The sequence below is a fragment of the Micromonospora sp. CA-248089 genome, assembly GCF_050948515.1.
GTDB lineage: Bacteria > Actinomycetota > Actinomycetes > Mycobacteriales > Micromonosporaceae > Micromonospora.
This window is the reverse complement of record NZ_CP192016.1, coordinates 1,064,152-1,084,882: the sequence shown is the minus strand read 5'-3', so window position 1 is coordinate 1,084,882 and position 20,731 is coordinate 1,064,152. Positions and strand designations below refer to the sequence as shown.

The 20,731-nt window shown below is 70.5% G+C and carries 19 protein-coding genes, 1 tRNA gene, 1 other RNA gene and 2 pseudogenes; 5 read left to right on the top strand and 18 right to left on the bottom strand.

The window, feature by feature from the left end; translation table 11 throughout:
- Window positions 1-24: 24 nt before the first annotated feature.
- From ACQP26_RS05370 to ACQP26_RS05345, 6 genes are all read right to left on the bottom strand, one after another.
- Entirely contained in the window at window positions 25-504 is a 480-nt protein-coding gene (locus ACQP26_RS05370; RefSeq protein WP_433495100.1) for an N-acetyltransferase family protein, read from the bottom strand.
- A 358-nt stretch (window positions 505-862) separates the two neighbouring features.
- Window positions 863-1,375 carry a hypothetical protein gene (locus ACQP26_RS05365; RefSeq protein ID WP_433495099.1) on the bottom strand — a complete coding sequence of 171 codons (513 nt, stop codon included), beginning with the start codon at window positions 1,373-1,375 and terminating at the stop codon, window positions 863-865.
- A gap of 129 nt (window positions 1,376-1,504) precedes the next feature.
- Entirely contained in the window at window positions 1,505-2,359 is an 855-nt protein-coding gene (locus ACQP26_RS05360) for a hypothetical protein (RefSeq protein WP_269701979.1), read from the bottom strand.
- Between the two features lie 23 nt (window positions 2,360-2,382).
- Window positions 2,383-2,646: a PadR family transcriptional regulator gene (locus tag ACQP26_RS05355; RefSeq protein ID WP_281578925.1), complete on the bottom strand. Its 264-nt coding sequence runs from the start codon at window positions 2,644-2,646 to the stop codon at window positions 2,383-2,385.
- A gap of 233 nt (window positions 2,647-2,879) precedes the next feature.
- Window positions 2,880-2,952 (bottom strand) — tRNA-Ala (locus ACQP26_RS05350).
- 89 nt (window positions 2,953-3,041) lie between these two features.
- Window positions 3,042-3,632, bottom strand: coding sequence for a YqgE/AlgH family protein (locus tag ACQP26_RS05345; RefSeq protein ID WP_018787607.1), 591 nt, complete (start codon window positions 3,630-3,632; stop codon window positions 3,042-3,044).
- A gap of 148 nt (window positions 3,633-3,780) precedes the next feature.
- On the opposite strand from ACQP26_RS05345, the gene ACQP26_RS05340 reads away from it, so the two are divergent.
- Both ACQP26_RS05340 and mdlC read left to right on the top strand, forming a co-directional pair.
- Window positions 3,781-4,581 carry an S-methyl-5'-thioadenosine phosphorylase gene (locus ACQP26_RS05340; RefSeq protein WP_269701983.1) on the top strand — a complete coding sequence of 267 codons (801 nt, stop codon included), beginning with the start codon at window positions 3,781-3,783 and terminating at the stop codon, window positions 4,579-4,581.
- Between the two features lie 109 nt (window positions 4,582-4,690).
- Window positions 4,691-6,283 (top strand): benzoylformate decarboxylase, encoded by a 1,593-nt coding sequence (mdlC, locus tag ACQP26_RS05335; RefSeq protein WP_433495098.1) that lies wholly within the window; start codon window positions 4,691-4,693, stop codon window positions 6,281-6,283.
- A 3-nt stretch (window positions 6,284-6,286) separates the two neighbouring features.
- Here mdlC and ACQP26_RS05330 read toward each other — a convergent pair whose 3' ends face one another.
- The 9 genes from ACQP26_RS05330 to pruA form a co-directional block, all read right to left on the bottom strand.
- Window positions 6,287-7,231 carry a hypothetical protein gene (locus ACQP26_RS05330; RefSeq protein ID WP_433495097.1) on the bottom strand — a complete coding sequence of 315 codons (945 nt, stop codon included), beginning with the start codon at window positions 7,229-7,231 and terminating at the stop codon, window positions 6,287-6,289.
- Window positions 7,232-7,269: 38 nt separating this feature from the next.
- The gene (locus ACQP26_RS05325; RefSeq protein ID WP_433495096.1) at window positions 7,270-7,698 is read right to left on the bottom strand and encodes a hypothetical protein; all 429 of its coding nucleotides are present in this window, start codon (window positions 7,696-7,698) and stop codon (window positions 7,270-7,272) included.
- Between the two features lie 176 nt (window positions 7,699-7,874).
- Window positions 7,875-8,250, bottom strand: a transfer-messenger RNA (tmRNA) gene (gene ssrA / locus ACQP26_RS05320).
- A gap of 103 nt (window positions 8,251-8,353) precedes the next feature.
- Window positions 8,354-8,833 (bottom strand): SsrA-binding protein SmpB, encoded by a 480-nt coding sequence (smpB, locus tag ACQP26_RS05315; protein WP_030501421.1) that lies wholly within the window; start codon window positions 8,831-8,833, stop codon window positions 8,354-8,356.
- Window positions 8,834-8,966: 133 nt separating this feature from the next.
- Window positions 8,967-9,842 (bottom strand): permease-like cell division protein FtsX, encoded by an 876-nt coding sequence (gene ftsX, locus ACQP26_RS05310; RefSeq protein ID WP_091418746.1) that lies wholly within the window; start codon window positions 9,840-9,842, stop codon window positions 8,967-8,969.
- 64 nt (window positions 9,843-9,906) lie between these two features.
- Entirely contained in the window at window positions 9,907-10,587 is a 681-nt protein-coding gene (gene ftsE, locus ACQP26_RS05305; protein ID WP_013284225.1) for a cell division ATP-binding protein FtsE, read from the bottom strand.
- A gap of 118 nt (window positions 10,588-10,705) precedes the next feature.
- Window positions 10,706-11,827, bottom strand: a complete 1,122-nt coding sequence (gene prfB, locus ACQP26_RS05300; protein ID WP_128137586.1) for a peptide chain release factor 2 — start codon at window positions 11,825-11,827, stop codon at window positions 10,706-10,708.
- Window positions 11,828-11,872: 45 nt separating this feature from the next.
- Window positions 11,873-12,388: a PadR family transcriptional regulator gene (locus ACQP26_RS05295; protein WP_216932198.1), complete on the bottom strand. Its 516-nt coding sequence runs from the start codon at window positions 12,386-12,388 to the stop codon at window positions 11,873-11,875.
- 135 nt (window positions 12,389-12,523) lie between these two features.
- On the bottom strand, window positions 12,524-14,152 hold the full coding sequence (pruA, locus tag ACQP26_RS05290; protein WP_433495095.1) for an L-glutamate gamma-semialdehyde dehydrogenase: 1,629 nt from the start codon (window positions 14,150-14,152) through the stop codon (window positions 12,524-12,526).
- A gap of 375 nt (window positions 14,153-14,527) precedes the next feature.
- Between pruA and ACQP26_RS05285 the strand changes: the two genes are divergently transcribed.
- Window positions 14,528-15,535, top strand: coding sequence for a hypothetical protein (locus tag ACQP26_RS05285; protein ID WP_433496091.1), 1,008 nt, complete (start codon window positions 14,528-14,530; stop codon window positions 15,533-15,535).
- A 2-nt stretch (window positions 15,536-15,537) separates the two neighbouring features.
- Here the strand turns inward: ACQP26_RS05285 and ACQP26_RS05280 are convergent, their stop codons facing one another.
- On the bottom strand, window positions 15,538-16,047 hold the full coding sequence (locus ACQP26_RS05280) for a DUF6912 family protein (protein ID WP_281578929.1): 510 nt from the start codon (window positions 16,045-16,047) through the stop codon (window positions 15,538-15,540).
- Window positions 16,048-16,242: 195 nt separating this feature from the next.
- Between ACQP26_RS05280 and ACQP26_RS05275 the strand changes: the two genes are divergently transcribed.
- Window positions 16,243-16,470: a helix-turn-helix domain-containing protein gene (locus tag ACQP26_RS05275; RefSeq protein ID WP_269701998.1), complete on the top strand. Its 228-nt coding sequence runs from the start codon at window positions 16,243-16,245 to the stop codon at window positions 16,468-16,470.
- Between the two features lie 94 nt (window positions 16,471-16,564).
- Entirely contained in the window at window positions 16,565-17,143 is a 579-nt protein-coding gene (locus tag ACQP26_RS05270; RefSeq protein WP_433495094.1) for an Rv3235 family protein, read from the top strand.
- Window positions 17,144-17,661: 518 nt separating this feature from the next.
- Here ACQP26_RS05270 and ACQP26_RS05265 read toward each other — a convergent pair.
- Window positions 17,662-17,811: pseudogene (locus ACQP26_RS05265) on the bottom strand (SEC-C metal-binding domain-containing protein); the annotation flags it as partial.
- Window positions 17,812-17,918: 107 nt separating this feature from the next.
- A pseudogene (gene secA / locus ACQP26_RS05260) lies at window positions 17,919-20,571 on the bottom strand (preprotein translocase subunit SecA); the annotation flags it as partial.
- Between the last annotated feature and the right edge of the window lie 160 nt (window positions 20,572-20,731).

Below are 20,731 nucleotides of genomic sequence, written 5' to 3'. Positions count from 1 at the left end.
GCTCCGGGCTTGCCGGCGGCGCCGTTACGACCGGTCTTCGGTCAGCGGCAGGTAGCTCTCCGGCAGCCAGCGGACGACCACCTTCGGGAAGAGCGTCCCGCCGAGGCGGCGGTAGAAGCGCTGCGCGGCCTCGTTCTCCGGCTTCACCTCCCAGCGAATGACGAGCCGGTCGGCGGCGGCCCGCTCGGCCAGCGCGACCATGAGGCGCCGCCCCACGCCGCCGTCCCGCGCCTCGGCCCGGACGAACAGGTCGTCGAGCGCGAGGATGTCCTCACCGCTCCACATGTGCAGGCGCCGCTGCGCGGAGACGTAGCCGAGCACCTCGCCGTCCCGCTCGGCCAGCAGCACCGTCACGTCGGCGCGGCCGAGCACCTCACGCCACCGGTCAGGGCTGGTGCCGACGTGCTCGCTCTCGCCCTCGTGGGCAGCGATCTCCCGGACCAGGGCGTCCACCACGGCCGCGTCGTCCGGGCCGGCCTGGCGGATGCGGATGGCGTCGTTCACGGTACTCTCCCTCGCGTAGGACCTCATGATCATCCTCTGCAGGGCATGCCCGCTGATCCGACATTCGGCCGACGCTGGCCAGCATCTCCGCCGCAACGTCGCCCCCGCTCCCCTCCGGCAGGATTGCGACATGCTCGGCGCAGCCAGTAGGGATCATCGGCCAACTCCGGCCCGCGCCGTTCAGCGACCGGCCCTTCGTCAGGCCATGGACGCAATCGACAGGACAAGTGCTGAATTTCCGCAACCGTCAAGCCCATTTCCGACAGGCCGCCGGGAGCGTATCAGCGATAAGCAAATGCGCCGGGTGAGCGTCGCAGCTGGTCGACGATTTTGCCGGCCAGCTGCGACGACCCTCAGATCAGCCGAGCGAGACGTAGCAATTTACGCCGTCTGATTCGCGGTAGCAGTGAGCATTCTCGTTGTCCTGAATCCGGGTGTAGACGTTAGCGCCCACTCGACGCCAGGAGCCGTCGCGGGATTGCACCCAGTACGCCTCGCTCTGCATCGTGAAGACATCGGTGTCGTTCCAGACGGTCCAACTGTAAGTACGGCCGTTCATGCTGGCAGTTGTGCAGTTGTTGTTGCTGTCCAGGTAGTTGTAGGTCGAGCCAGCGTTCTTGTTCCAGACATCGCAGTTGCCGCCCTGCCCATTCGGGCTGAAGCTGAGGCCCTTGGCGATGACCAGGCCCTGGATGCTGTCATGCCGGATAACGTCTCCGCCCACGACCATCGGCTGAACGTCGTCCGAGGACGCCGGAAGCGGCGCAGAGGGGGCGGCCGAGGCAGGGCCACCGAGGACCGCCGTCCCCAGCGAGGCGACAGCGGCCAGCGCCACCAACGATGGAGCGGATCGGAACTTGATAACAGACATGTGCATCCTCCCGTGACGGCGATCTGGATCTCAGAGCGCCACGAGAGATTTTCGCATGCGCATGCTTCGCTGCGCTGCCCCGCCCGTACGATCAGTAGTCATTTTTTTCGATGGTCCGAAAAATCCGAATCATCTCACCGCAGGGACAGGCGTGGTACGCGGAACACGACGAGCAATGGCACCCGCGAGAGACAAGGTGAATGCGGTACAGGTGGTAAGCAAAGCGGGAAGGCCCTTGAGTTGCTCAGCCAGGTCCGCGGCGGCGCCGGGCGAACCGAAGTCGTATGCCGCCAGGGTCATCGGATACCACCAGTAGGACGCCGGTGCGCCATCCGTCGAGTCGAAGGCAGCGTAGGCGACAAAAGTCAAATCCAATACGGCGATTCCTGCGATGACCATCGCAAGAAGGACGAAGGACCACGGAAGTCGTGGCGTGAGTCGCGCCACGACCATCACCAGTGCGGTCAGCAGCAGTCCCCACGAGACGGTAGCGGCGGCGACGGCCAGCCTGGCTTCTCCGAGAGCCTCCCCCACAATGGGAACCGACGACAGGGCGAGGATGCCGGAGGCAAGTAGAGCCGGAACGATCCACAGCCAGCGCGACATTGATGGCTCCCGGCTCACCCGCCACCCCAGCCAGGCGGCGGCGGCGATCACCGGCACGACGCCGAGCGCAGTCACCGAGGCAACGACCGCCTGACTGGCACCCCCGTCGATGGTGGCCACGACAAGGATGCTGACGGACGCAGCAATCAGCAGCGCCACGCCGAGCACCAGTGGAACAACCAGCACACCGGCCGCCCTGGGTACGCGCGAGCGCGACTGTGGCACGGACATAAGGCTCCCCTGCTCGATGAGGGCACACCACGCGACGTCGGCAAGGTCGCGCGCCGGCCTGGACGATTCGGTCAACAACTCGGCGATCTCCTCGCCGTAACGCTCACGAACAGCCTTCGGATACATCGCCAACGCCAGGCGCACCATAGAAGCTCGTCGAACAGCCAGCATCACGCCAACCCCAGACGAGTCAGGCCTCGTGCTGCCACTGACCGCATGCGCCGCAGCTCGACGCCGAGCGCCTCCCGGCCCGCGGTCGTCAGCTGATAGGGCTTACGTCGCTCAAGCGCGGGCAGGGCCTCGATATAGCCATGTTCCTCGAGACGGCGGATTGCACCGTACAGGGTCCCAGGTCCTGGGCGCTCACTGGTCAGCTCGGCGATATCTCGCTGAATGGCGTAGCCGTGCGCCGGGCCGGCGGCAAGGCTGATCATGACAAGAAGAGCCGGTTCGGAGAATCGTCCAAGGTCAGAGAGGCCTACCATCGCGCCCTCCTATTACGTTGAACGTAGCATCCATCGACGGACAGGCAGTGTCAAGCCCTCGGCGCGAGGAAGGAGGGGAGGAAGACGTGCCACGGAACGAGGCGAACCGGCTTTCCTGCACCCGGTTCCAGAGACGACGAAGGGCGCCCGCCGCTTCCGACAGACGCCCTGATCGCTAAGGGTGGAGCCGAGGGGACTCGAACCCCTGACCCCCACACTGCCAGTGTGGTGCGCTACCAGCTGCGCCACGGCCCCTTGCGGTCGTCCCCGGTCGCCCGGGCACGGAGAGAACTATACACACGCCGCCCGGCATGGTCATCTCGCGGGGGTGCCCCGCACCCGGCTCAGTTCAGTGCCACGTCCGGCGGGAAGTGGGCCACCGCGGCCATCATGCCGCCCTGCCGGCGCAGCACCATCGGCCAGAGATCATCCGGCCGGTCGACGAAGGCGTCACCGGGCAGGGCGTCGAACACGAACCAGGAGCCCTCCTCGATCTCACGCTCCACCTGCCCGGCACCCCAGCCGGAGTAGCCGGCGAACACCCGGATCCCGCCGACGGCCTCGCGCAGCTTCTCCGGGTCGACCGAGAGGTCGATGGTGCCGACCGCGCCGGAGACGCGGTGGAAGCCCTTGACCGGGCGGACGGGGTGTCGCATGCGGGCCAGGCAGATGGCCGAGTCGGGCTGCACCGGGCCGCCCTCGAACAGCACCGCCGGGTCGCCGGCCAGGTCGCTCCAGTCGCCGAGCACGTCGGCCACCGAGACCTCGGTGGCCCGGTTCAGCACCACCCCGAGGGCGCCGCCGGGTTCGTGGGCGACGAGCAGCACGACCGTACGGTCGAAGTTCGGATCCTTGAGCCCGGGTGTCGCGACCAGCAGTCGTCCGGTCATCGACTCCATGGCTCGGCCACCGATCGCCTGCCCCTCACCCTGCATCTCCGACACCCGTCAGCCGTGTGCCCGTACGGGCCCGAGGCTGTCGACCGTCCACCCTGTCAACGCCATGTCACGCACCATAGCCTGCGTCCGGCCCGCTGGTTAAGGTCTGACGGCGGGTGATCGCGACGGATCGAGGGAGGGCCGGATGGCGGCGCAGGCCGAACTGGCGGTGATCGGCGGGTCGGGTCTCTACGCCCTGCTCGACGGGGTGGAGCACGTGGTGGACACCCCGTACGGCGAGCCGTCGGGCCCGATCACCGTCGCCGAGGTGGGCGGTCGGCGGGTGGCGTTCCTGCCCCGCCACGGGCGCGATCACCGCTACCCGCCGCACCTGATCCCGTACCGGGCGAACCTGTGGGCGCTGCGGTCGCTGGGCGTACGCCAGGTGCTGGCACCCTGCGCGGTGGGCGGCCTGCGGCCGGAGCTGGGTCCGGGGACGTTCGTGGTGCCGGATCAGTTGATCGACCGCACCAGCGGGCGCACGCAGACGTACTACGACAGGGGTGCGGTGCACGTCTCGTTCGCCGATCCGTACTGCCCGGCCGGGCGGCGCACGCTGCTGGACACGGCGGCCGGGCGGGGCGTACCGGCGGTGGACGGCGGGACGGTGGTCGTGGTCGAGGGTCCGCGCTTCTCGACCCGAGCGGAGTCGCGCTGGTTCGCCTCGATGGGCGGCACGATCGTCAACATGACCGGCCACCCGGAGGCGGTGCTCGCCCGCGAGCTGGCCCTCTGCTACACGTCCATTGCGCTGGTGACGGACCTGGACGCGGGCGTCGAGGCGGGCGAGTCGGTCACCCACGAGGAGGTGTTCCGGGTCTTCGCGGAGAACACCGACCGGCTGCGCGGGCTGCTGCTGGACGCCGTCGCGGCGCTGCCGGCCGAGCGGGAGTGCGAGTGCGGGAACGCGCTGGACGGGATCAAGCTGCCGTTCCCGCTGCCCTGAGCGCGGGAAGCGCCCGAAAAGCCGGCTTCGGCCCGATAGATTCGGCTGGTCGGGGGACAGGGCACCGGGCCGTCTCCGGCATCCGCGCGTGGAACGGAGGCAGCCGGCGATGGCGACGGTGCGGGAGGCGACCTACGACCTGCTGCGCGCACTCGGCCTGACCACTGTCTTCGGCAACCCCGGCTCGACCGAGGAGCCGTTCCTGCAGGAGTTCCCGGCCGACTTCCACTACGTGCACGCGCTCCAGGAGGCGTCGGCGGTCGCGATGGCCGACGGCTACGCCCAGGGCACCGGCCGGCCCGCGCACGTCAACCTGCACACCGCTCCGGGCACCGGCAACGGCATGGGCAACCTGGTCACCGCCTGGCACAACCGGACCCCGCTGATCGTCAGCGCCGGCCAGCAGACCCGCGAGATGCTGCTGATCGAGCCGCGCCTGGCCAGCCCGCGGGCGGTCGAGCTGGCCCAGCCGTACGTCAAGTGGGCCCACGAACCGGCCCGCGCGCAGGACATCCCGGCGGCCTTCATGCGGGCGTACGCCTCGGCGGTGCAACCCCCGGCCGGGCCGGTGTTCCTCTCCCTGCCGATGGACGACTGGGACCGCCCGGCCGATCCGCCGCCGCAGGTGCGTACCGTCGCCACCCGGATCGCGCCCGACCCGGACCGGCTGCGCGGCTTCGCCGAGGCGCTGGCCGCCGCCCGCGCCCCGGCGCTGGTGCTCGGCGCGGCGGTGGACCGGTCGGACGCCTGGCCGGAGGCGGTGGCGCTGGCCGAACACCTGGCCGCCCCGGTCTGGGCCGCCCCGGCGCCGGAGCGGGCCGTGTTCCCCGAACGGCATCCGCACTTCCGGGGCGTGCTGCCGTACGCGATCGGGCCCTTGTCGGAGGCGTTGCGCGGCCACGACGTGGTGCTGGTGGTGGGCGCGCCGGTGTTCCGGTACTACCCGCACGTGCCGGGCGACTACCTGCCCGGCGACGCGCGGCTGCTGCACGTCACCGACGACCCGGACGAGGCGGCCCGCGCCCCGGTCGGGGACAGCCTGCTCGGCGACGCCGGGCTGACCATGGCCGCGCTGTGCGAGCTGCTGCCGCCGACCGACCGCGCCGCGCCGTCACCGCGCCCGCAGCCGGCCCCGCCGGAGCCGGCCGACCCGCCGAGCGCCGACGCGTTGTTCGCCGCGCTCGCCGCGGCGTGGCCGGCGGACGGGGTGCTGGTGCAGGAGTCGCCGTCCAACCTGGCCGCGCTGCGCCGCCGGCTGCCGATCGACAGGCCGCGCTCGTACCTGACGATGGCCAGCGGCGGCCTCGGTTTCGGCCTGCCGGCGGCGGTCGGCCTGGCGCTCGCCGAACGCGACACCGGGCGTGGCCGCCCGGTCGTCGCGGTGGTGGGCGACGGTTCGTTCCACTACTCGGTGCAGGCGTTGTGGACGGCGGCGCGGCTGCGGCTGCCGCTCGCCGTCGTGGTCCCGGTGAATCAGCAGTACGCGATCCTGAAGGCGTTCGCCGAGCTGAAGCACACCCCTGGTGTGCCGGCGCTGGACCTGCCCGGGTTGGACGTCACGGCGGTGGCGCACGGCTACGGCTGCGCCGGTGAGGTGACCACGCTCGACGGGCTCGGCGCGGCACTGGAGGCGGCGCTCACCGCGGACCGGCCGACGGTGCTGCCGGTGCCGATCAGCACCGACGTGCCACGGATCCTGTGAGCCTCAGCCGGGCTGGACGATCAGCGGGGCGCCGCTGCCGGCGTCGAGCACCACGCGCCCGCCCACCGGCGCGGCGAGCGTGACGCTCACCGGCTTCATCACCAGCTGCATGGTGCACGGGCCGGTGGGCGAAACCACGGCGCCGCCGATCACCACCACGTCCGGCCGTTCCAGCACGAGCGGGGTGGGCGGGCCGTCGCAGGCGCCGACGCCGAGCAGGTAGTCGATGCGGTTGCCCTCGACCGCCCGCAGCTGCTGCGCGGACACCAGGCCCGCCGGGAGCGGCGTGCCGGGCACCGCGCCGCCGGGAACCCGGCCGGTCACGCGCGGCGCGACAGCGACCCGCGCCACGGGTACGGCCAGCTCGTCCACTGTGAACAGCCAGGCGGGCACCTCGGCGCGACCCCGGCTGGTCCACACCGGCGCGGTGCCCAGCCGTACCCCGGTCACGGTGAGCGCGACGCACGGCGTCGGCGCCGACGTCGACACCGGGTCGTTCGGGCCGGGCCGCCCGGTCGGAGCCGGGTCCGGCGCCGCCGGGCGCCCGTCGCACGGCGGTGGGTCGCCCTGGCGGAGCTGGGCGTACGCGTCGGCGGCGCTCACCAGCGGCACCCGCAGTGTGCCGTCGGGGAACCGGATCGTGCCGTCCTTCGGTACGGCGGCCGGGATCGGGATCTGGTCCCGGTACCAGCCGGCGCTGAACGCCGTCTTCGCCTCGTCGCTGGCGCCCGGGTCGCCGGTGAGCACCGTCGGCTCCTGAAGCGGCACGTACCCGTCGCGCCAGCCCGGCACGGGCCGCCAGCCCGCTGCGACTGCCTCGGCCCGTTCGGTGAACGCGGGCCGCTGGTCCGGGCCGGCAGGCGGAGCCACCCCCGGATCGGCGCCGGGCGTGGCGCAGGCGGAGAGGGCCAGCAACGGGATCCCGAGCAGGGCGAGCACACGACGCATACCGCTTGGACGCGTGCCGGTCCCGGACGGTTCCGCGCTCAGTCCTCGCCCCCGAGGTCGGCCTGGTACGCCTCCCAGAGCAGGTCCGCGCCGTGCCGCCGGTGCCGGTCCAGCGCGCGCAACAGGTCGCGGGTGCGGGCCCGCACCTCCGCAGCGGACACCCCGGGCAGGCGTACGGCGTGCTGGAGCGCGGCGAGCGCCGCGCCGATCGCGGCGTTCTCGCCGACGAGCAGGCGTACGCCCCGGTCCAGGCGTGGCGCGGCGCGCACCAGGTCGGCGTAGTGGCCGCCGGCTCCCTCGGTGACGCGGACGTGCTCGGTGAACCCCCGCCGGACGGGGTCCAGATCGGTGAGAAGTCGCTCCCGCCAACGCGGCCCGGCTATGGCCAGCGCCCGCCCGAGGGCGCGCAGGTCACCGGAGGCGCTCGGGAGTACGGCGGTCGGCTGCTGGATCGGACTGGTGACCATGGGACACCTCCCGCTGCTGGGTGCGAACCCGTATGGCGATGGTGGACCCGGTTTCCGGCGCTGTCCAGCGGTCGGCGCCGCCTCATCTGTCCCTCTGGCCCCAGCGGCCACAGAGGGCCCAGGAGCCTCAGACGACTGTGCGCCCCGGTCCGGGTGGACGGGGCGCACAGTCTGTGTGGTGGAGGTGCCGGGAATCGAACCCGGGTCCTTCGCCGGTTTGTCAGGGCTTCTCCGAGCGCAGCTCGCTATGCCTCTACTCGGCCCCACCGCTCACGCGAGCAAGTTGGTGTGACGGGCCCAGTCGCTGATTGATCTCGCCGCACGGACCCCGCGACCGGGTCCGATTGGCCAGCCTTCTAGCTGATGCCGGCTAACTGGGTCGAAGGCGCTCCCAGGCCGACAGACTTGCTACTCGCCTCAGGCGGCGAGAGCGAAGTCAGCGCGATTGTTCTTGGCGCTTATTGGTTTCCGACGACCGATTCTCGAGACGACGTCGGCTTCCTCGGCTCGCTTCCCCTGTCGCTGCGTACGAAGTCGAAACCAGTCACCCCCTCGTAGCGCTGCCCCTGTCGGCAGCACACCAAGCCTAACGCCTGGCGCAACCGGTTTCATCCCGAGGCCCACCCGACGCGGACTACCGGACGAACCGGACGAATCACTCAGCCATGCCCTTGCCGCGCCGGCCCACCGCCCGGGCGATCTCCTTGGCGGCGTCCCGCTTCGCCAGGTCCTGGCGCTTGTCGTACGACTTCTTACCCCGGGCCAGGCCGATCTCCACCTTCGCCCAGCCGTCGGAGAAGTAGACCTGCAACGGCACCAGCGTCAGGCCGCTCTCCTTGAGCTTGCCCAGCAGCCGGTCGATCTCGATCCGGTTGAGCAGCAGCTTGCGGGTGCGCCGGGGCTCGTGGTTGGTCCAGGTGCCCTGCGCGTACTCCGGGATGTGCATGGCGTGCAGGTAGATCTCGCCGTCGCGCTCCTGGGCGAACGCGTCCACGAGCGACGCCCGCCCGGCCCGCAGCGACTTGACCTCGGTGCCGGTGAGCGCCATGCCCGCCTCGTACGTGTCGAGGATGGCGTAGTCGTGGCGTGCCTTCTTGTTGGAGGCGACCACCTTGCGACCCTTTTCCCGTGGCATCGGCGCCACCCCCTTCCTGATCGACTCGCCGGCCACCGGCCGGCGAGCGGAGATCATGCTACCGGAACCACAAGGGCCCTCCCGCGCCGTTTATTCCGGCGCGGAAGGGCCCTCGGTGAGCCGTACGAGGTGACTAGACCCGCAGGTAGAAGCGGAGCGTGACCCAGGCGGTGACCGCGCTGACCACGCCACCGACGGCGGCCATCAGCGGGAAGGTCAGGAAGATCTCGGACCAGGAGATCGGGGTGATCAGGCCCTCCAGGGCGGCCATCGAGCTGCCGGCCGCCACCACCTTCACTCCGATCAACGCGAGCAGGCCGAGGATGGAGCCGAACAGACCGGCCACCACCGCCTCCAGCACGAACGGCGCCTGGATGAACCAGTTCGACGCGCCGACGAGCTTCATGACCGCCACCTCACGCCGCTTGCTGTAGGCGGCGACCTGGATGGTGTTCGCGACGAGCAGCAGGGCGGCGATGGCCATCACGGTGGCGATCGCGAGCGCTCCGTTCTGGAAGCCGCTCAGCACGCCGAAGACCTTGTCGAGCAGCTTGCTCTGGTCGACGATCGTGTCGATGCCCTCGGTGGCCTTGTACTTGTCGTAGATCGCCTTGTACTGCTCCGGGTCGTTCAGCTTCACCCGGTACGACTCGGGAAGCTGGTCCGGCTTGACGGCACTGACCAGGTCCGGGGCGTCGGCGTACATCTGCTGGAAGCGCTCGTACGCCTGCTCCTTGTTGACGTACGTCGAGTCCTTGACCAGCGGGTCCTGGCCGAGCTGCTGACCCAGCGCGTCGACCTGTTCCTTGGTGGCATCGGTCTTCAGGAAGATCGAGACCTCGACGTTCTCGTAGTAGAGGTCTTTCATGTCGCCGACCTTCTGGTAGAGAAGGCCGCTGCCGCCCAGCATGAACAGCGACACCGCCATTGTGATGATCATGGCGATGGTCATGGTGACGTTGCGCCACAGCCCGACCAGTACTTCGGACAGGACGTACTTCATCCGCATCGGGATATCCTCCGGCTCTCCGGCGTGAGGTTTCGTCGTCAGGGTCTACGGAACGTCGTCCGGCTCAGCCGTAGACGCCCCGGGCCTGGTCGCGCACGATGCGGCCGCTCTCGATCTCGATGACCCGGCGCCGCATCTGGTTCACGATGTTGGAGTCGTGCGTGACCATCACGACGGTCGTGCCGGTGCGGTTGATCCGGTCCAGCAGGCGCATGATCTCGATCGAGGTGTCCGGGTCCAGGTTTCCGGTCGGCTCGTCGGCCAGCAGGATCAGCGGCCGGTTGACGAACGCCCGGGCCACCGCGACACGCTGCTGCTCACCACCGGACAGCTCGTGCGGGTAGCGGTGCTCCTTGCCGCCGAGACCGACCAGCTCCAGCACCTCCGGCACGACCCGGCGGGCGACCGCCTTCGTCTTACCGATCACCTCCAGCGCGAACGCCACGTTCTCGTACGCGGTGCGGTTCGGCAGCAACCGGAAGTCCTGGAAGACGCAGCCGATGGAACGCCGGAAGTGGGGTCGCTTCCAGGAACGCATCGACGTGACGTCCTTGCCGTTGACGACGACCCGGCCCTTGTTGGGCGTGACCTCGTGCAGCAGCAACTTGATGATGGTGGACTTGCCGGAGCCGGATGGACCGATGAAGAAGACGAACTCGCCCTTCTCGATCGAGACGGACACGTTGTCGAGCGAAGGCCGGGACGCCTTCGGGTACGTCTTCGTCACTTGCTCAAGCTGAATCACGGGTCGGTAGTCTACGCGGTGTAACCGCAGAGCCAAGCCCCACGCCCCGCAGAAGCGGTGCGCGTCATCGATTTACCCGGTCAGACCGAGATCGATGACGCGCTGCGTCCAATCGTGATCACGCACTGTCAGCGCTGAGCTGCTGCTGCTTCCGCCAGCGGATTCCCGCCTCGATGAAGCTGTCCAGGTCACCGTCGAAGACCGAGGACGGATTGCCCGTCTCCTGTTCGGTACGCAGATCCTTCACCATCTGATACGGGTGCAGGACGTACGAGCGCATCTGGTCGCCCCAGGAGCTGGTGCTGCCGGTCTTCAGGCCGGCCAGCTTCTCCTCCTCCTCCTGCCGCTTGCGCTCCAGCAGCCGGGCCTGGAGCACCCGCATCGCGGAGGCCTTGTTCTGCAGCTGGGACTTCTCGTTCTGGCAGGTCACCACGATGCCGGTGGGGATGTGGGTCAGCCGCACCGCCGAGTCGGTGGTGTTGACGCTCTGCCCACCCGGCCCGGAGGACCGGTAGACGTCCACCCGGACCTCGTTCTCCGGGATGTCGATGTGGTCGGTCTGCTCGGTGACCGGCAGCACCTCGACCCCGGCGAAGCTGGTCTGCCGGCGGCCCTGGTTGTCGAACGGGCTGATCCGCACCAGCCGGTGCGTGCCGGACTCCACGCTCAGCGTGCCGTAGGCGTAGGGCACCTTCACCGTGAAGGTGGCCGACTTCAGGCCCGCCTCCTCGGCGTACGAGGTCTCGTAGACCTCGGTCGGGTAGCCGTGCCGCTCGGCCCAGCGCAGGTACATCCGCAGCAGCATCTCGGCGAAGTCGGCGGCGTCCACGCCACCGGCGCCGGCCCGGATCGCGACGAGCGCCTCCCGCGAGTCGTACTCGCCGGAGAGCAGCGTGCGGACCTCCATCTCCTGGATGGCCTTTGTCAGCCCGGCGATCTCCGACTCGACCTCGGTCAGCACGCCCGGGTCGTCCTCGGCCTGGGCCAGCTCCAGCAACACCCCGGCGTCGTCGAGCCGGGAGCGCAGGTCACCGAGCTTGGTGATCTCGCCGTTGACGTACGACAGCTGCGACGTCACCTGCTGCGCCTTGGCCTGGTCGTCCCAGAGGTCGGGCGCGGAGGCCTCCTGCTCCAGCCGGGCCTTCTGCTCGCGCAGCTTGTCGAGGTCGAGCACAGCCTCGATGTTGCGCAGCGTGGCGTCGAGTTCCTTGAGCTGTTCGGCGTAATCGGCAGCGGTCACGACAGACAAGACTACTGCCTATCCTGGCCCGGCCGTTGCAGGTGGTCAGCCGACTGGCGCGGTCTTCAGCCAGGACAGTGCCGCCTTGTGGTAGGCGACGGCGAACTCCAGCGCGCTGGCGTCGTAGCTGTCGCCTTCCTTCTTGGCGTTCTTGACCTGCTCCCGCACCGCCGCCAGGGCCTCGGTATGGTACTCGTTCGCCGAGGCGTACAGGTTCTTGAGCTGGCTCGACGAGTGCAGGTTGCCGAACGCGATCCGTAGCGCTATCGGGTTACGGATGGTGTCCTTGCCGGGATTCTCCGCCAGCCAGCGGGAGAATGTCCGTTTCCCGGCCGCCGTCAGCGCGTACGGCTGGCTCATCCGCGGCCCGGGCTTGCCGAGACGCACCAGACCCTTCTCGGCCAGGACCGGCAGCTCCCGGTAGACCTGACTGCGGGTCATCGACCAGTACGGCGCCAGCCGGCGCTCAGCGGCGGCCATCAACTGGCCGCCAGTCATCGGGCCGTCGTGCAGCAGACCGAGCAGAGCTGCTGCCGTCGGGTTGACTCCGGATTCCGCCATGCCCTCTAAGCTGCCACTTTGTCGGCTCTGGCGTCCAGGATTTGCTCATTTCGGCACCCGATGACGGGTCCGATGTGCACTGTCGGATGAGGAAGAGGGCCCGCCCCGGCCGGGACGGGCCCTCCGGCGAGTGCCTCAGCCCATGTGCGGGTAGCCGTGATCGGTCGGCGGAACGAACGTCTCCTTGATCGTCCGCGGCGACATCCAGCGGACCAGGTTGTGCCAGGAACCCGCCTTGTCGTTGGTGCCGCTGGCCCGGGCGCCGCCGAACGGCTGCTGCCCGACCACCGCGCCGGTCGGCTTGTCGTTGATGTAGAAGTTGCCCGCCGCGTACCGCATCTTCTCCGCCACCTGGTCGACCACCCGGCGATCGGTCGCGAAGATCGACCCGGTCAGCGCGTACGGCGCGATCGACTCGGCCTGGGCCACCACCTCGTCGAAGCGGGCGTCGTCGAAGACGTGCACGCCGAGGATCGGCCCGAAGTACTCGGTGGTGAACGTCTCGTGCGCGGCGTCGGAGCACTCGAACAGCGTCGGCCGGACGAACCAGCCGACCGAGTCGTCGGCGGTGCCCCCGGCCAGGATGCGGCAGGAGTCGTCACCCTTGATCAGCTCCAGCGCGGCGGTGTGCCGGCCGAACGCCTTGTCGTCGATCACCGCGCCGCCGAAGTTGCTGAAGTCGGTCACGTCGCCGTAGGTCAGCGAGTCGGCGGTGGCGGCGAGCCGGTCGCGCAGCCCACCCTCCCAGATCGAGCGCGGGACGTACGCCCGCGAGGCGGCCGAGCACTTCTGCCCCTGGTACTCGTAGGCGCCCCGGATCAGCGCGGTGTGCAGCGCGTCCACGTCGGCGCTGGTGTGCGCCACCACGAAGTCCTTGCCGCCGGTCTCGCCGACCAGCCGGGGGTAGCCCCGGTAGCGGGCGATGTTGTCGCCGACGGTCTTCCACAGGTGCTGGAACACCTTCGTCGAGCCGGTGAAGTGGATGCCGGCGAGATCCGGGTCGGCGAGGACCACCTCGGAGACCTCCTCGCCGCGCCCGGTGACCATGTTGATCACGCCGGGCGGCAGGCCGGCGGCCTCGAACAGGCGCATGGTGAAGTGCGCCGCGAACTGCTGCGTCGGGGACGGCTTCCAGACCACTGTGTTGCCGAGCATGGCCGGCGCGGACGGCAGGTTGCCGGCGATCGCGGTGAAGTTGAACGGGGTGATCGCGTAGACGAAGCCCTCCAGCGGCCGGTGGTCGAGGCGGTTCCAGACCCCGGGCGAGGACAGCGGCTGCTCGGCCAGGAGCCGCCGGGCGAAGTGCACGTTGAAGCGGAGGAAGTCGATCAGCTCGCACGCCGAGTCGATCTCGGCCTGGACGGCGGTCTTGGACTGACCGAGCATGGTGGCCGCGTTGAGCGTGTCCCGCCAGGGGCCGGCCAGCAGGTCGGCCGCGCGCAGGAAGATCGCGGCCCGCTCCTCGAACGGCAGCGCGCGCCACATCGGGGCGGCGTCCTTGGCGGCCTGCACGGCGGCGCGGGCATCGTCGTGGGTGGCGTGCCCGGTGACGCCGAGGACGTGCGCGTGCTTGTGCGGCTGCACCACGTCGATCGACGCGCCGCCGGCCATTCGCCGCTCGCCGGCGATCGTCATCGGCAGCTCGATCCGCTCGGCGGCCAGTTCAGCCAGCCGCCGCTGGAGCCGTTCCCGGTCGGCGCTGCCGGGCTCGTAGTTATGCACCGGCTCGTTGAGCGGCTCGGGTACGGAGAACACGGCGTCCATCTCAGGCTCCTGGCGATCTCGACGGCGACGGCGAAACCGGACCCGCGGGCGCCGGCCGGGTGGCCGGACGCCGGACACCGCGGGGTGGGGCGGCGGCGGGACCTGGCCCGATTCTGTCACGAGGCGGCCCCGCGGGAAGCGCCTGCCCGATACACCGGACAGCCCGGCCGTCTCCGGACCTTCGGCCGCAGCCCACCCACAACCGACGAAACATCGGAGTACGCGACAACACGTCGTTGATCCTTCGGCGCGCGTCGTCCGAGGGCGACCCGAGCCCCGCCCGCCCGAGCAGCGGCGGCACGCCGCGTACGCTGGATGACCGGTGACCTGCCCGGCCCGGCGCGGGGCGATCCGGCGACCGTCGAAGGGGAGACGATGAGCAACCAGCCCGGCAGCTCCGCGGCCGCGGAGACGGACGAGCCCGAGGCCGGCGAGCCGTCGGCCGGCGAGGCGACCACGGACGAGGCCGCCTCGACCGGGCGCCCGGAGTTCGCACCCGGTGCCGTCGCGCTCGCCCTGGTCTCGATCGGCTGGCTCGCCGCCATGCTCTGGTCCACCCGCGAGGCGATCCACTCCACGGCTGCCGGCGTCACCGCGATCAGTCTCTCCGCGTACGCGCTGCCCGGCGTCATCACCGCGGCGCTCGTCACCGGCGCCACCGTCGCCCTGCTCGCGACCAACCGGCTGGGCCGCGCCACGCTCCGCTTCCTGGCCGCCGTCGGCACCGGCCTCCTGGTCGGGCTCGTCACCGCGGTGGCGATCAACCTGACGTACGCGGACAACGCCACCACGAACACCATCGCCGGCACCGCTGCGGCAGCCGCGATCATCGGCGGGGCGATGGCCGGCGCGCGCCAGGCCCGGGTAATCGGGGCGATCACCCTCGCGACCCTCACCGCGCAGATCTTCGTGGTGCTGTTCAGCCGCGCCCGCGATCCGCTCTCCGACCTGTTCGGCGCCGGGGAGACCCAGCAGTCCGTGCTCGACGCGGCGAAGTGGGTCTCGCGTACCGAATCGTTGCTCGCCGGACTCCTCGCCGGCCTGGCCGCGTACCTCTATCTCACCTGGTCCCGGCGCCGGGCGGAGCGCCGCGACGGCGTGGCGTCGCCGCTGCGCTGGCCGGCGTACCTGGTGGCCGGAGCGGGCGCGGGCCTGCTCCTGCTGCTCACCGAGGTGATCATCCGGATCGGCGGGCGCGGGCTGCTCGACCTGGCCGCCGCGCTCAGCGAGGCCGACGAGGTGGCGCAGACCGCGCTCGGCACCTCGCGGGTGGACAACGGGATCTGGGTGCTCTTCGTCGGCGCGCTGACCACGCTCATCGTCTTCGGACGCACGCTCGACCCGCGCCCGGAGGACGACGACGAGGGCGAGCCCACGGCCTGACGTCAGCCGGCCTCGCGCAGCAGCAGGTCCAGCTCGGTCACGTCGTACCACTCCAGTTCGTGGTCCTCGGCGCCGTCGACGGTGAACTGGGCGTCCGGGTCGCCGGCCTGGGCCTCCACCACCACGTCGACGGCGGCGGCCACGTCCTCGACCGCGTCCGTGCCGTCCACGTGCAGCGCGGCGACCGACTTCACCGGCACCGGCCCGGCCGGCCGGACCACGCTCGACCCCAGCTCGCCGCCGACCCGCCCGACCGCACGGGCCGGCAGGTCGGCCGAGACCACCACCCGTCGCCGGGGCGCGGCGGGATCGTGCCGGAGCAGGAGCAGCGCGTCCTGGGCGGCCCGGGTGAAGGCCACGTACTCCAGTTCCTCCTCGTCGCCCTCGGCGTACCACTCGCGCAGCTCCGGGGTCACGGCGTGCGCCGCCTCGGCGCTCAGCCCCTCCTCGCGCAGCCGGGCGAGCATGGGAACGGTCGCCGGCAGGTACACCCGGACAAGCTCGTCGGTCACCGGTCACTCCCACACTCAGGCCGATCGTCGGCGGACGCCGACTCCGGGCGCCGATCATGCCGTACGCCGAGACCGTCATACACCCGGCACCGGCGCGGGTGAAGTCTCCCGCCGGTGTGTCTCCCGAACGGGCACGCGGCGACGTCACCCGGTGATGGCAAACTTAAGCAAACGCAATCAACCCCGGGAGTCACCGTGGAGTCGAGGTTCCTGCTGCTGTCCGACGTCGCCGCCGAGCTGAACGTCTCGGACTCGCAGGTCTACCACATGGTCCGCAGCGGCGAACTGCCCGCGATCAAGATCGGCGGCCGGGGCCAGTGGCGGGTCGAGCGCGCCCGGCTGGAGGAATACATCGAGCGCAAGTACGCCGAGACCGCCGAGTGGGTACGCGGCAACCCGCTCGGCGACCGGGACGACGAGTGACTCCCCGCTGACGGTGGGCCATTGACGACCGTCACACGCGTCCGGGAAGATGAGAGCTGTCGGAGGCAAACGAAGGCAAACGCAAGGATATGAGATGGTCGACACCCGCCGTCCCCGCGCACCCCGCCCGCCGGTCCGTCTCCGGCCCGCCCCGCCGCTCGACCCGCCCTGCGTCGACGAGGAGCCGCTGTGGAGTCCCGTCGGGCAGCTCACCCTCGACCTGACCGATCCGCGCCGAGGTGCCCCCGCACGCCCCGCCGGCCGCGCCCCGGACCCGGCGGCCGCCTGGCCGCGCTGGACCGGCACCCCCGCGTCAGCCCTCGCGTCCGCCACACCCGAGGGAGCGCGGGCCGCGCACCGGTTCGTCCGCACCTTCCTGGAGATCGTCAACGGATTCCGGCCACCCGGCCAGCTCCGGCCGCTCTGCGTGCCCGAGTCGGCCGGCCCGGTCGCGGCCGAGCTGACCCGGGCGGCCCGCCGGGTGACCCCGGTCCGCCGCCGCACCGCCCGGCCGGCCCTGCTCCTGCGGCGCCTGCGGGTCTGCGAACCCCGCGCGGGTGCGGTCGAGGCCACCGCCGTGTTCGCCGGCGCCGGTGGCGCGAGCTGGGCCGTCGCGATACGCCTGGAACGCCGCCGAGGCACCTGGTTGTGCCTCGTCCTCGACGTCCTCTGAGCCCTCGTCGTCGCCCCGGACCTGGCTGGACGCGCCGCGGCCACCCGAGCCGATCCGTGAGCGGGCGCAGGCTCCCGGCTCCCGGCTCCCGGCTCCCGGCTCCCGGCTCCCGGCTCCCGGCTCCCGGCTCCCGGCTCCCGGCTCCCGGCTCCCGGCTCCCGGCTCCCGGCTCCCGGCTCCCGGCTCCCGGCTCCCGGCGAGATCTTGGTACCAAACGGCCCCCATAGGGGCCATTTCCTACCAAGATCTCCGCCAATCCCACCACGCGGAACGTGAGTCTCGCCTGACGGGAGGCTCGTCGCGGCAACCAGCCGCACGAGGATCTCCGGCCCACACCCGCGCCTCCACCGGCGGCGATCTTGCACTTTCGGTCCCCCGATAACGGCACGAAACGGGCACGATGAGGGCCGAAACTGCAAGATCGCGGGGCAGGCCGGGCGGGCGGGGACGGGCGAGGGCGGGGACGGGCGAGGGGCCCCGGCCGGGAGGCCGGGGCCCGTCGGGGCGCTCGTTCGGGGTCAGTTGCCGCCGTTGGGCGAACCGTGGCAGCGCTTGTACTTGCGGCCCGAGCCACACGGGCAGGGTGCGTTACGGGACGGGCCCTCGCCGCCGTCGACCTGGCCCGGGGCGGCCCGCCGGGCGGTGCTCGCCGCGACCGCCTGGCCGCTCGCCCCGGCCGCCGCACCCGGCGTGCGGCGCGACGTGGAGGCGGCCGGGCGCTCCGAGGACTGCTGGCCGATGCCGAGCGCCGGCGCCTGCTGCTCGGGCCGCTCGATCACCGGGGCTCCCCGGCCGGCCTCGCCGTCCACCGACGGCGCGGAGTACTGCAGGCCCTGCTGCTGCGGCGCGCGGTTGAGACCCTTGGCCCGGATCTCCACCGGCTTCTCCAGCAGTGCGACCTCCTCGGCCTCCGGCTCCGCCTCCTCGACCTGCACCTCCAGGTTGTAGAGGAAGCCGACCGTCTCCTCCTTGATGCCGTCCATCATGGAGGCGAACATGTCGAAGCCCTCGCGCTGGTACTCGATGACCGGGTCGCGCTGGGCGTACGCCCGCAGGCTGATGCCTTCCTGGAGGTAGTCCATCTCGTAGAGGTGCTCGCGCCACTTACGGTCGATCACCTGGAGCAGGACCATGCGCTCGAGCTGGCGTACCGCCTCCTCGCCGAGGTTCTCCTCACGCTTGTCGTACGCGGCGTGCGCGTCCTCCTTGAGGCGGGCGAGCAGGAAGTCCTGGTCGATGCCGGAGCGGGAACCGACCTCCTCCTCCAGCTCGTCGATGGTGATCCCGACCGGGTAGAGCTGCTTCAGGCTCGACCAGAGCTGCTCGAGGTCCCAGTCCTCGGCGTAGCCGTCGCTCGTCGCGCCGACCACGTACGCGGTCACCACGTCGTCGATCATGTTGCGGACCTGGTCGGACAGGTCCTCGCCGTTGAGCACCCGGAGGCGCTCGGCGTAGATCACCTGGCGCTGCTTGTTCAGCACCTCGTCGTACTTGAGGACGTTCTTGCGGATCTCGGCGTTCTGGCCCTCGATCTGGGCCTGGGCGCTCCTGATCTGGCGGGTGACCATCTTCGACTCGATGGGCACGTCCTCGGGGATGTTGAAGCGGTCCATCACCGCCTCGACCGCGCCGGCCCGGAAACGCTTCATCAGCTCGTCCTGCAGCGACAGGTAGAAGCGGGACTCGCCCGGGTCACCCTGCCGGCCGGCGCGACCGCGCAGCTGGTTGTCGATCCGGCGGGACTCGTGGCGCTCGGTGCCCAGCACGTAGAGCCCACCGGCGGCGGCCACCTCCTCCGCCTCGACGTCGCACGCCTGCTTCCAGGTCGGAAGGATCTCCTCCAGGGCCTTGGCGTACTCCTCCGGCTGCTCGACCGGGTCGAGCCCGCGCTGGCGCAGCTCGTTCGCGGCGAGGAACTCGGGGTTGCCGCCGAGCAGGATGTCCGTACCACGGCCGGCCATGTTGGTCGCGACGGTGACCGCGCCCTTGCGGCCGGCCTGCGCGACGATCTCCGCCTCCTTGGCGTGGAACTTCGCGTTCAGCACCGAGTGCGGGATGCCGCGGCGGCGCAGCATGTGCGACAGGATCTCGGAGTTCTCCACCGAGACGGTGCCGACCAGCACCGGCTGGCCCTGCTCGTGCCGCTCGGCGATGTCCTCGACGACGGCGTTGAACTTGGCCTTCTCGGTCTTGTAGATGACGTCGGGCCGGTCGAGCCGGACCATCGGCCGGTGCGTCGGGATGGTCACGACGCCGACCTTGTAGACCTTGTTGAACTCGCCCGCCTCGGTCTGGGCGGTACCGGTCATGCCGGAGAGCTTCTCGTAGAGGCGGAAGTAGTTCTGGAGGGTGATGGTGGCCAGGGTCTGGTTCTCCTGCTTGATCTCCACCCCCTCCTTGGCCTCGATCGCCTGGTGCATGCCCTCGTTGTAGCGGCGGCCGTGCAGGATGCGGCCGGTGAACTCGTCGACGATCAGGACCTCACCGTCGTTGACGATGTAGTCCTTGTCGCGCTTGTAAAGCTCCTTGGCCTTGATCGCGTTGTTCAGGTAGCCGACCAGCGGGGTGTTCACCGACTCGTAGAGGTTGTCGATGCCCAGGCGGTCCTCCACCTTGGCCACGCCGCGCTCGGTGATCGCGATGGTGCGCTTGGCGTAGTCGACCTCGTAGTCGCCCTCGCCGTCGGTGCCGGGCTGGAGCCGGGCCACCACCGTGGCGAACTCCTGGTACCACCGGGCGGAGTGCTCGGCCGGACCGGAGATGATCAGCGGGGTACGCGCCTCGTCGATCAGGATCGAGTCGACCTCGTCGACCACGGCGAAGAAGTGGCCGCGCTGGACCAGTTCGTCCTTCGACCAGGCCATGTTGTCGCGCAGGTAGTCGAAGCCGAACTCGTTGTTCGTGCCGTAGGTGATGTCGCACTCGTAGGCCGCGCGGTGCTCGCTGGCGGGCCGGTTGGGCAGCACCACGCCGACGCGCAGGCCGAGGAACTCGTGGACGCGGCCCATCCAGGCGGCGTCGCGCTCGGCCAGGTAGTCGTTCACCGTGATCACGTGCACGCCCTTGCCGGCGAGCGCGTTCAGGTAGACCGGCATGACCGAGGTGAGCGTCTTGCCCTCACCGGTCTTCATCTCGGCGATGTTGCCGAAGTGCAGCGCCGCGCCACCCATCACCTGGACGTCGTAGGGGCGCTGGCCGAGCACCCGCGAGGCGGCCTCGCGGCACACCGCGAACGCCTCGGGCAGCAGGTCGTCGAGGGTCTCGCCATCCTCGAGCCGCTCCTTGAACTGCTCGGTCATGGCGCTCAGCTCGTCGTCGCTGAGGTTGACGTAGTCGTCCTCGATCGAGTTGACGGCGGCAGCGATGGCCTTCAGCCGACGCACCATGCGGCCCTCGCCGGCGCGAAGGAACTTTTCCAGAATCGACACGGATCAACGCTCCCCTAGACGGTCTCGAACCATCGTAGGCGCTCCGACGCGACGATGGTCACTGGTGGCGGCGGTCCGGGCTCCGGAACCCGACATAACGCCGCGACCGTGCGCCACCGGCCGCTAATCGGGTTACGCCGTGCGCGAACGATCCGGCACG

What these genes read in the sequence shown, in the direction of transcription:
- ACQP26_RS05365 (WP_433495099.1), bottom strand. Translation starts at nt 1,375, where the DNA reads ATGTCTGTTATCAAGTTCCGATCCGCTCCATCGTTGGTGGCGCTGGCC.
- ACQP26_RS05360 (WP_269701979.1), bottom strand. Translation starts at nt 2,359, where the DNA reads ATGGTGCGCCTGGCGTTGGCGATGTATCCGAAGGCTGTTCGTGAGCGT.
- ACQP26_RS05355 (WP_281578925.1), bottom strand. Translation starts at nt 2,646, where the DNA reads ATGATCAGCCTTGCCGCCGGCCCGGCGCACGGCTACGCCATTCAGCGA.
- ACQP26_RS05345 (WP_018787607.1), bottom strand. Translation starts at nt 3,632, where the DNA reads ATGCAGGGTGAGGGGCAGGCGATCGGTGGCCGAGCCATGGAGTCGATG.
- ACQP26_RS05340 (WP_269701983.1), top strand. Translation starts at nt 3,781, where the DNA reads ATGGCGGCGCAGGCCGAACTGGCGGTGATCGGCGGGTCGGGTCTCTAC.
- mdlC (WP_433495098.1), top strand. Translation starts at nt 4,691, where the DNA reads ATGGCGACGGTGCGGGAGGCGACCTACGACCTGCTGCGCGCACTCGGC.
- ACQP26_RS05330 (WP_433495097.1), bottom strand. Translation starts at nt 7,231, where the DNA reads ATGCGTCGTGTGCTCGCCCTGCTCGGGATCCCGTTGCTGGCCCTCTCC.
- ACQP26_RS05325 (WP_433495096.1), bottom strand. Translation starts at nt 7,698, where the DNA reads ATGGTCACCAGTCCGATCCAGCAGCCGACCGCCGTACTCCCGAGCGCC.
- smpB (WP_030501421.1), bottom strand. Translation starts at nt 8,833, where the DNA reads ATGCCACGGGAAAAGGGTCGCAAGGTGGTCGCCTCCAACAAGAAGGCA.
- ftsX (WP_091418746.1), bottom strand. Translation starts at nt 9,842, where the DNA reads ATGCGGATGAAGTACGTCCTGTCCGAAGTACTGGTCGGGCTGTGGCGC.
- ACQP26_RS05295 (WP_216932198.1), bottom strand. Translation starts at nt 12,388, where the DNA reads ATGGCGGAATCCGGAGTCAACCCGACGGCAGCAGCTCTGCTCGGTCTG.
- pruA (WP_433495095.1), bottom strand. Translation starts at nt 14,152, where the DNA reads ATGGACGCCGTGTTCTCCGTACCCGAGCCGCTCAACGAGCCGGTGCAT.
- ACQP26_RS05285 (WP_433496091.1), top strand. Translation starts at nt 14,528, where the DNA reads ATGAGCAACCAGCCCGGCAGCTCCGCGGCCGCGGAGACGGACGAGCCC.
- ACQP26_RS05270 (WP_433495094.1), top strand. Translation starts at nt 16,565, where the DNA reads ATGGTCGACACCCGCCGTCCCCGCGCACCCCGCCCGCCGGTCCGTCTC.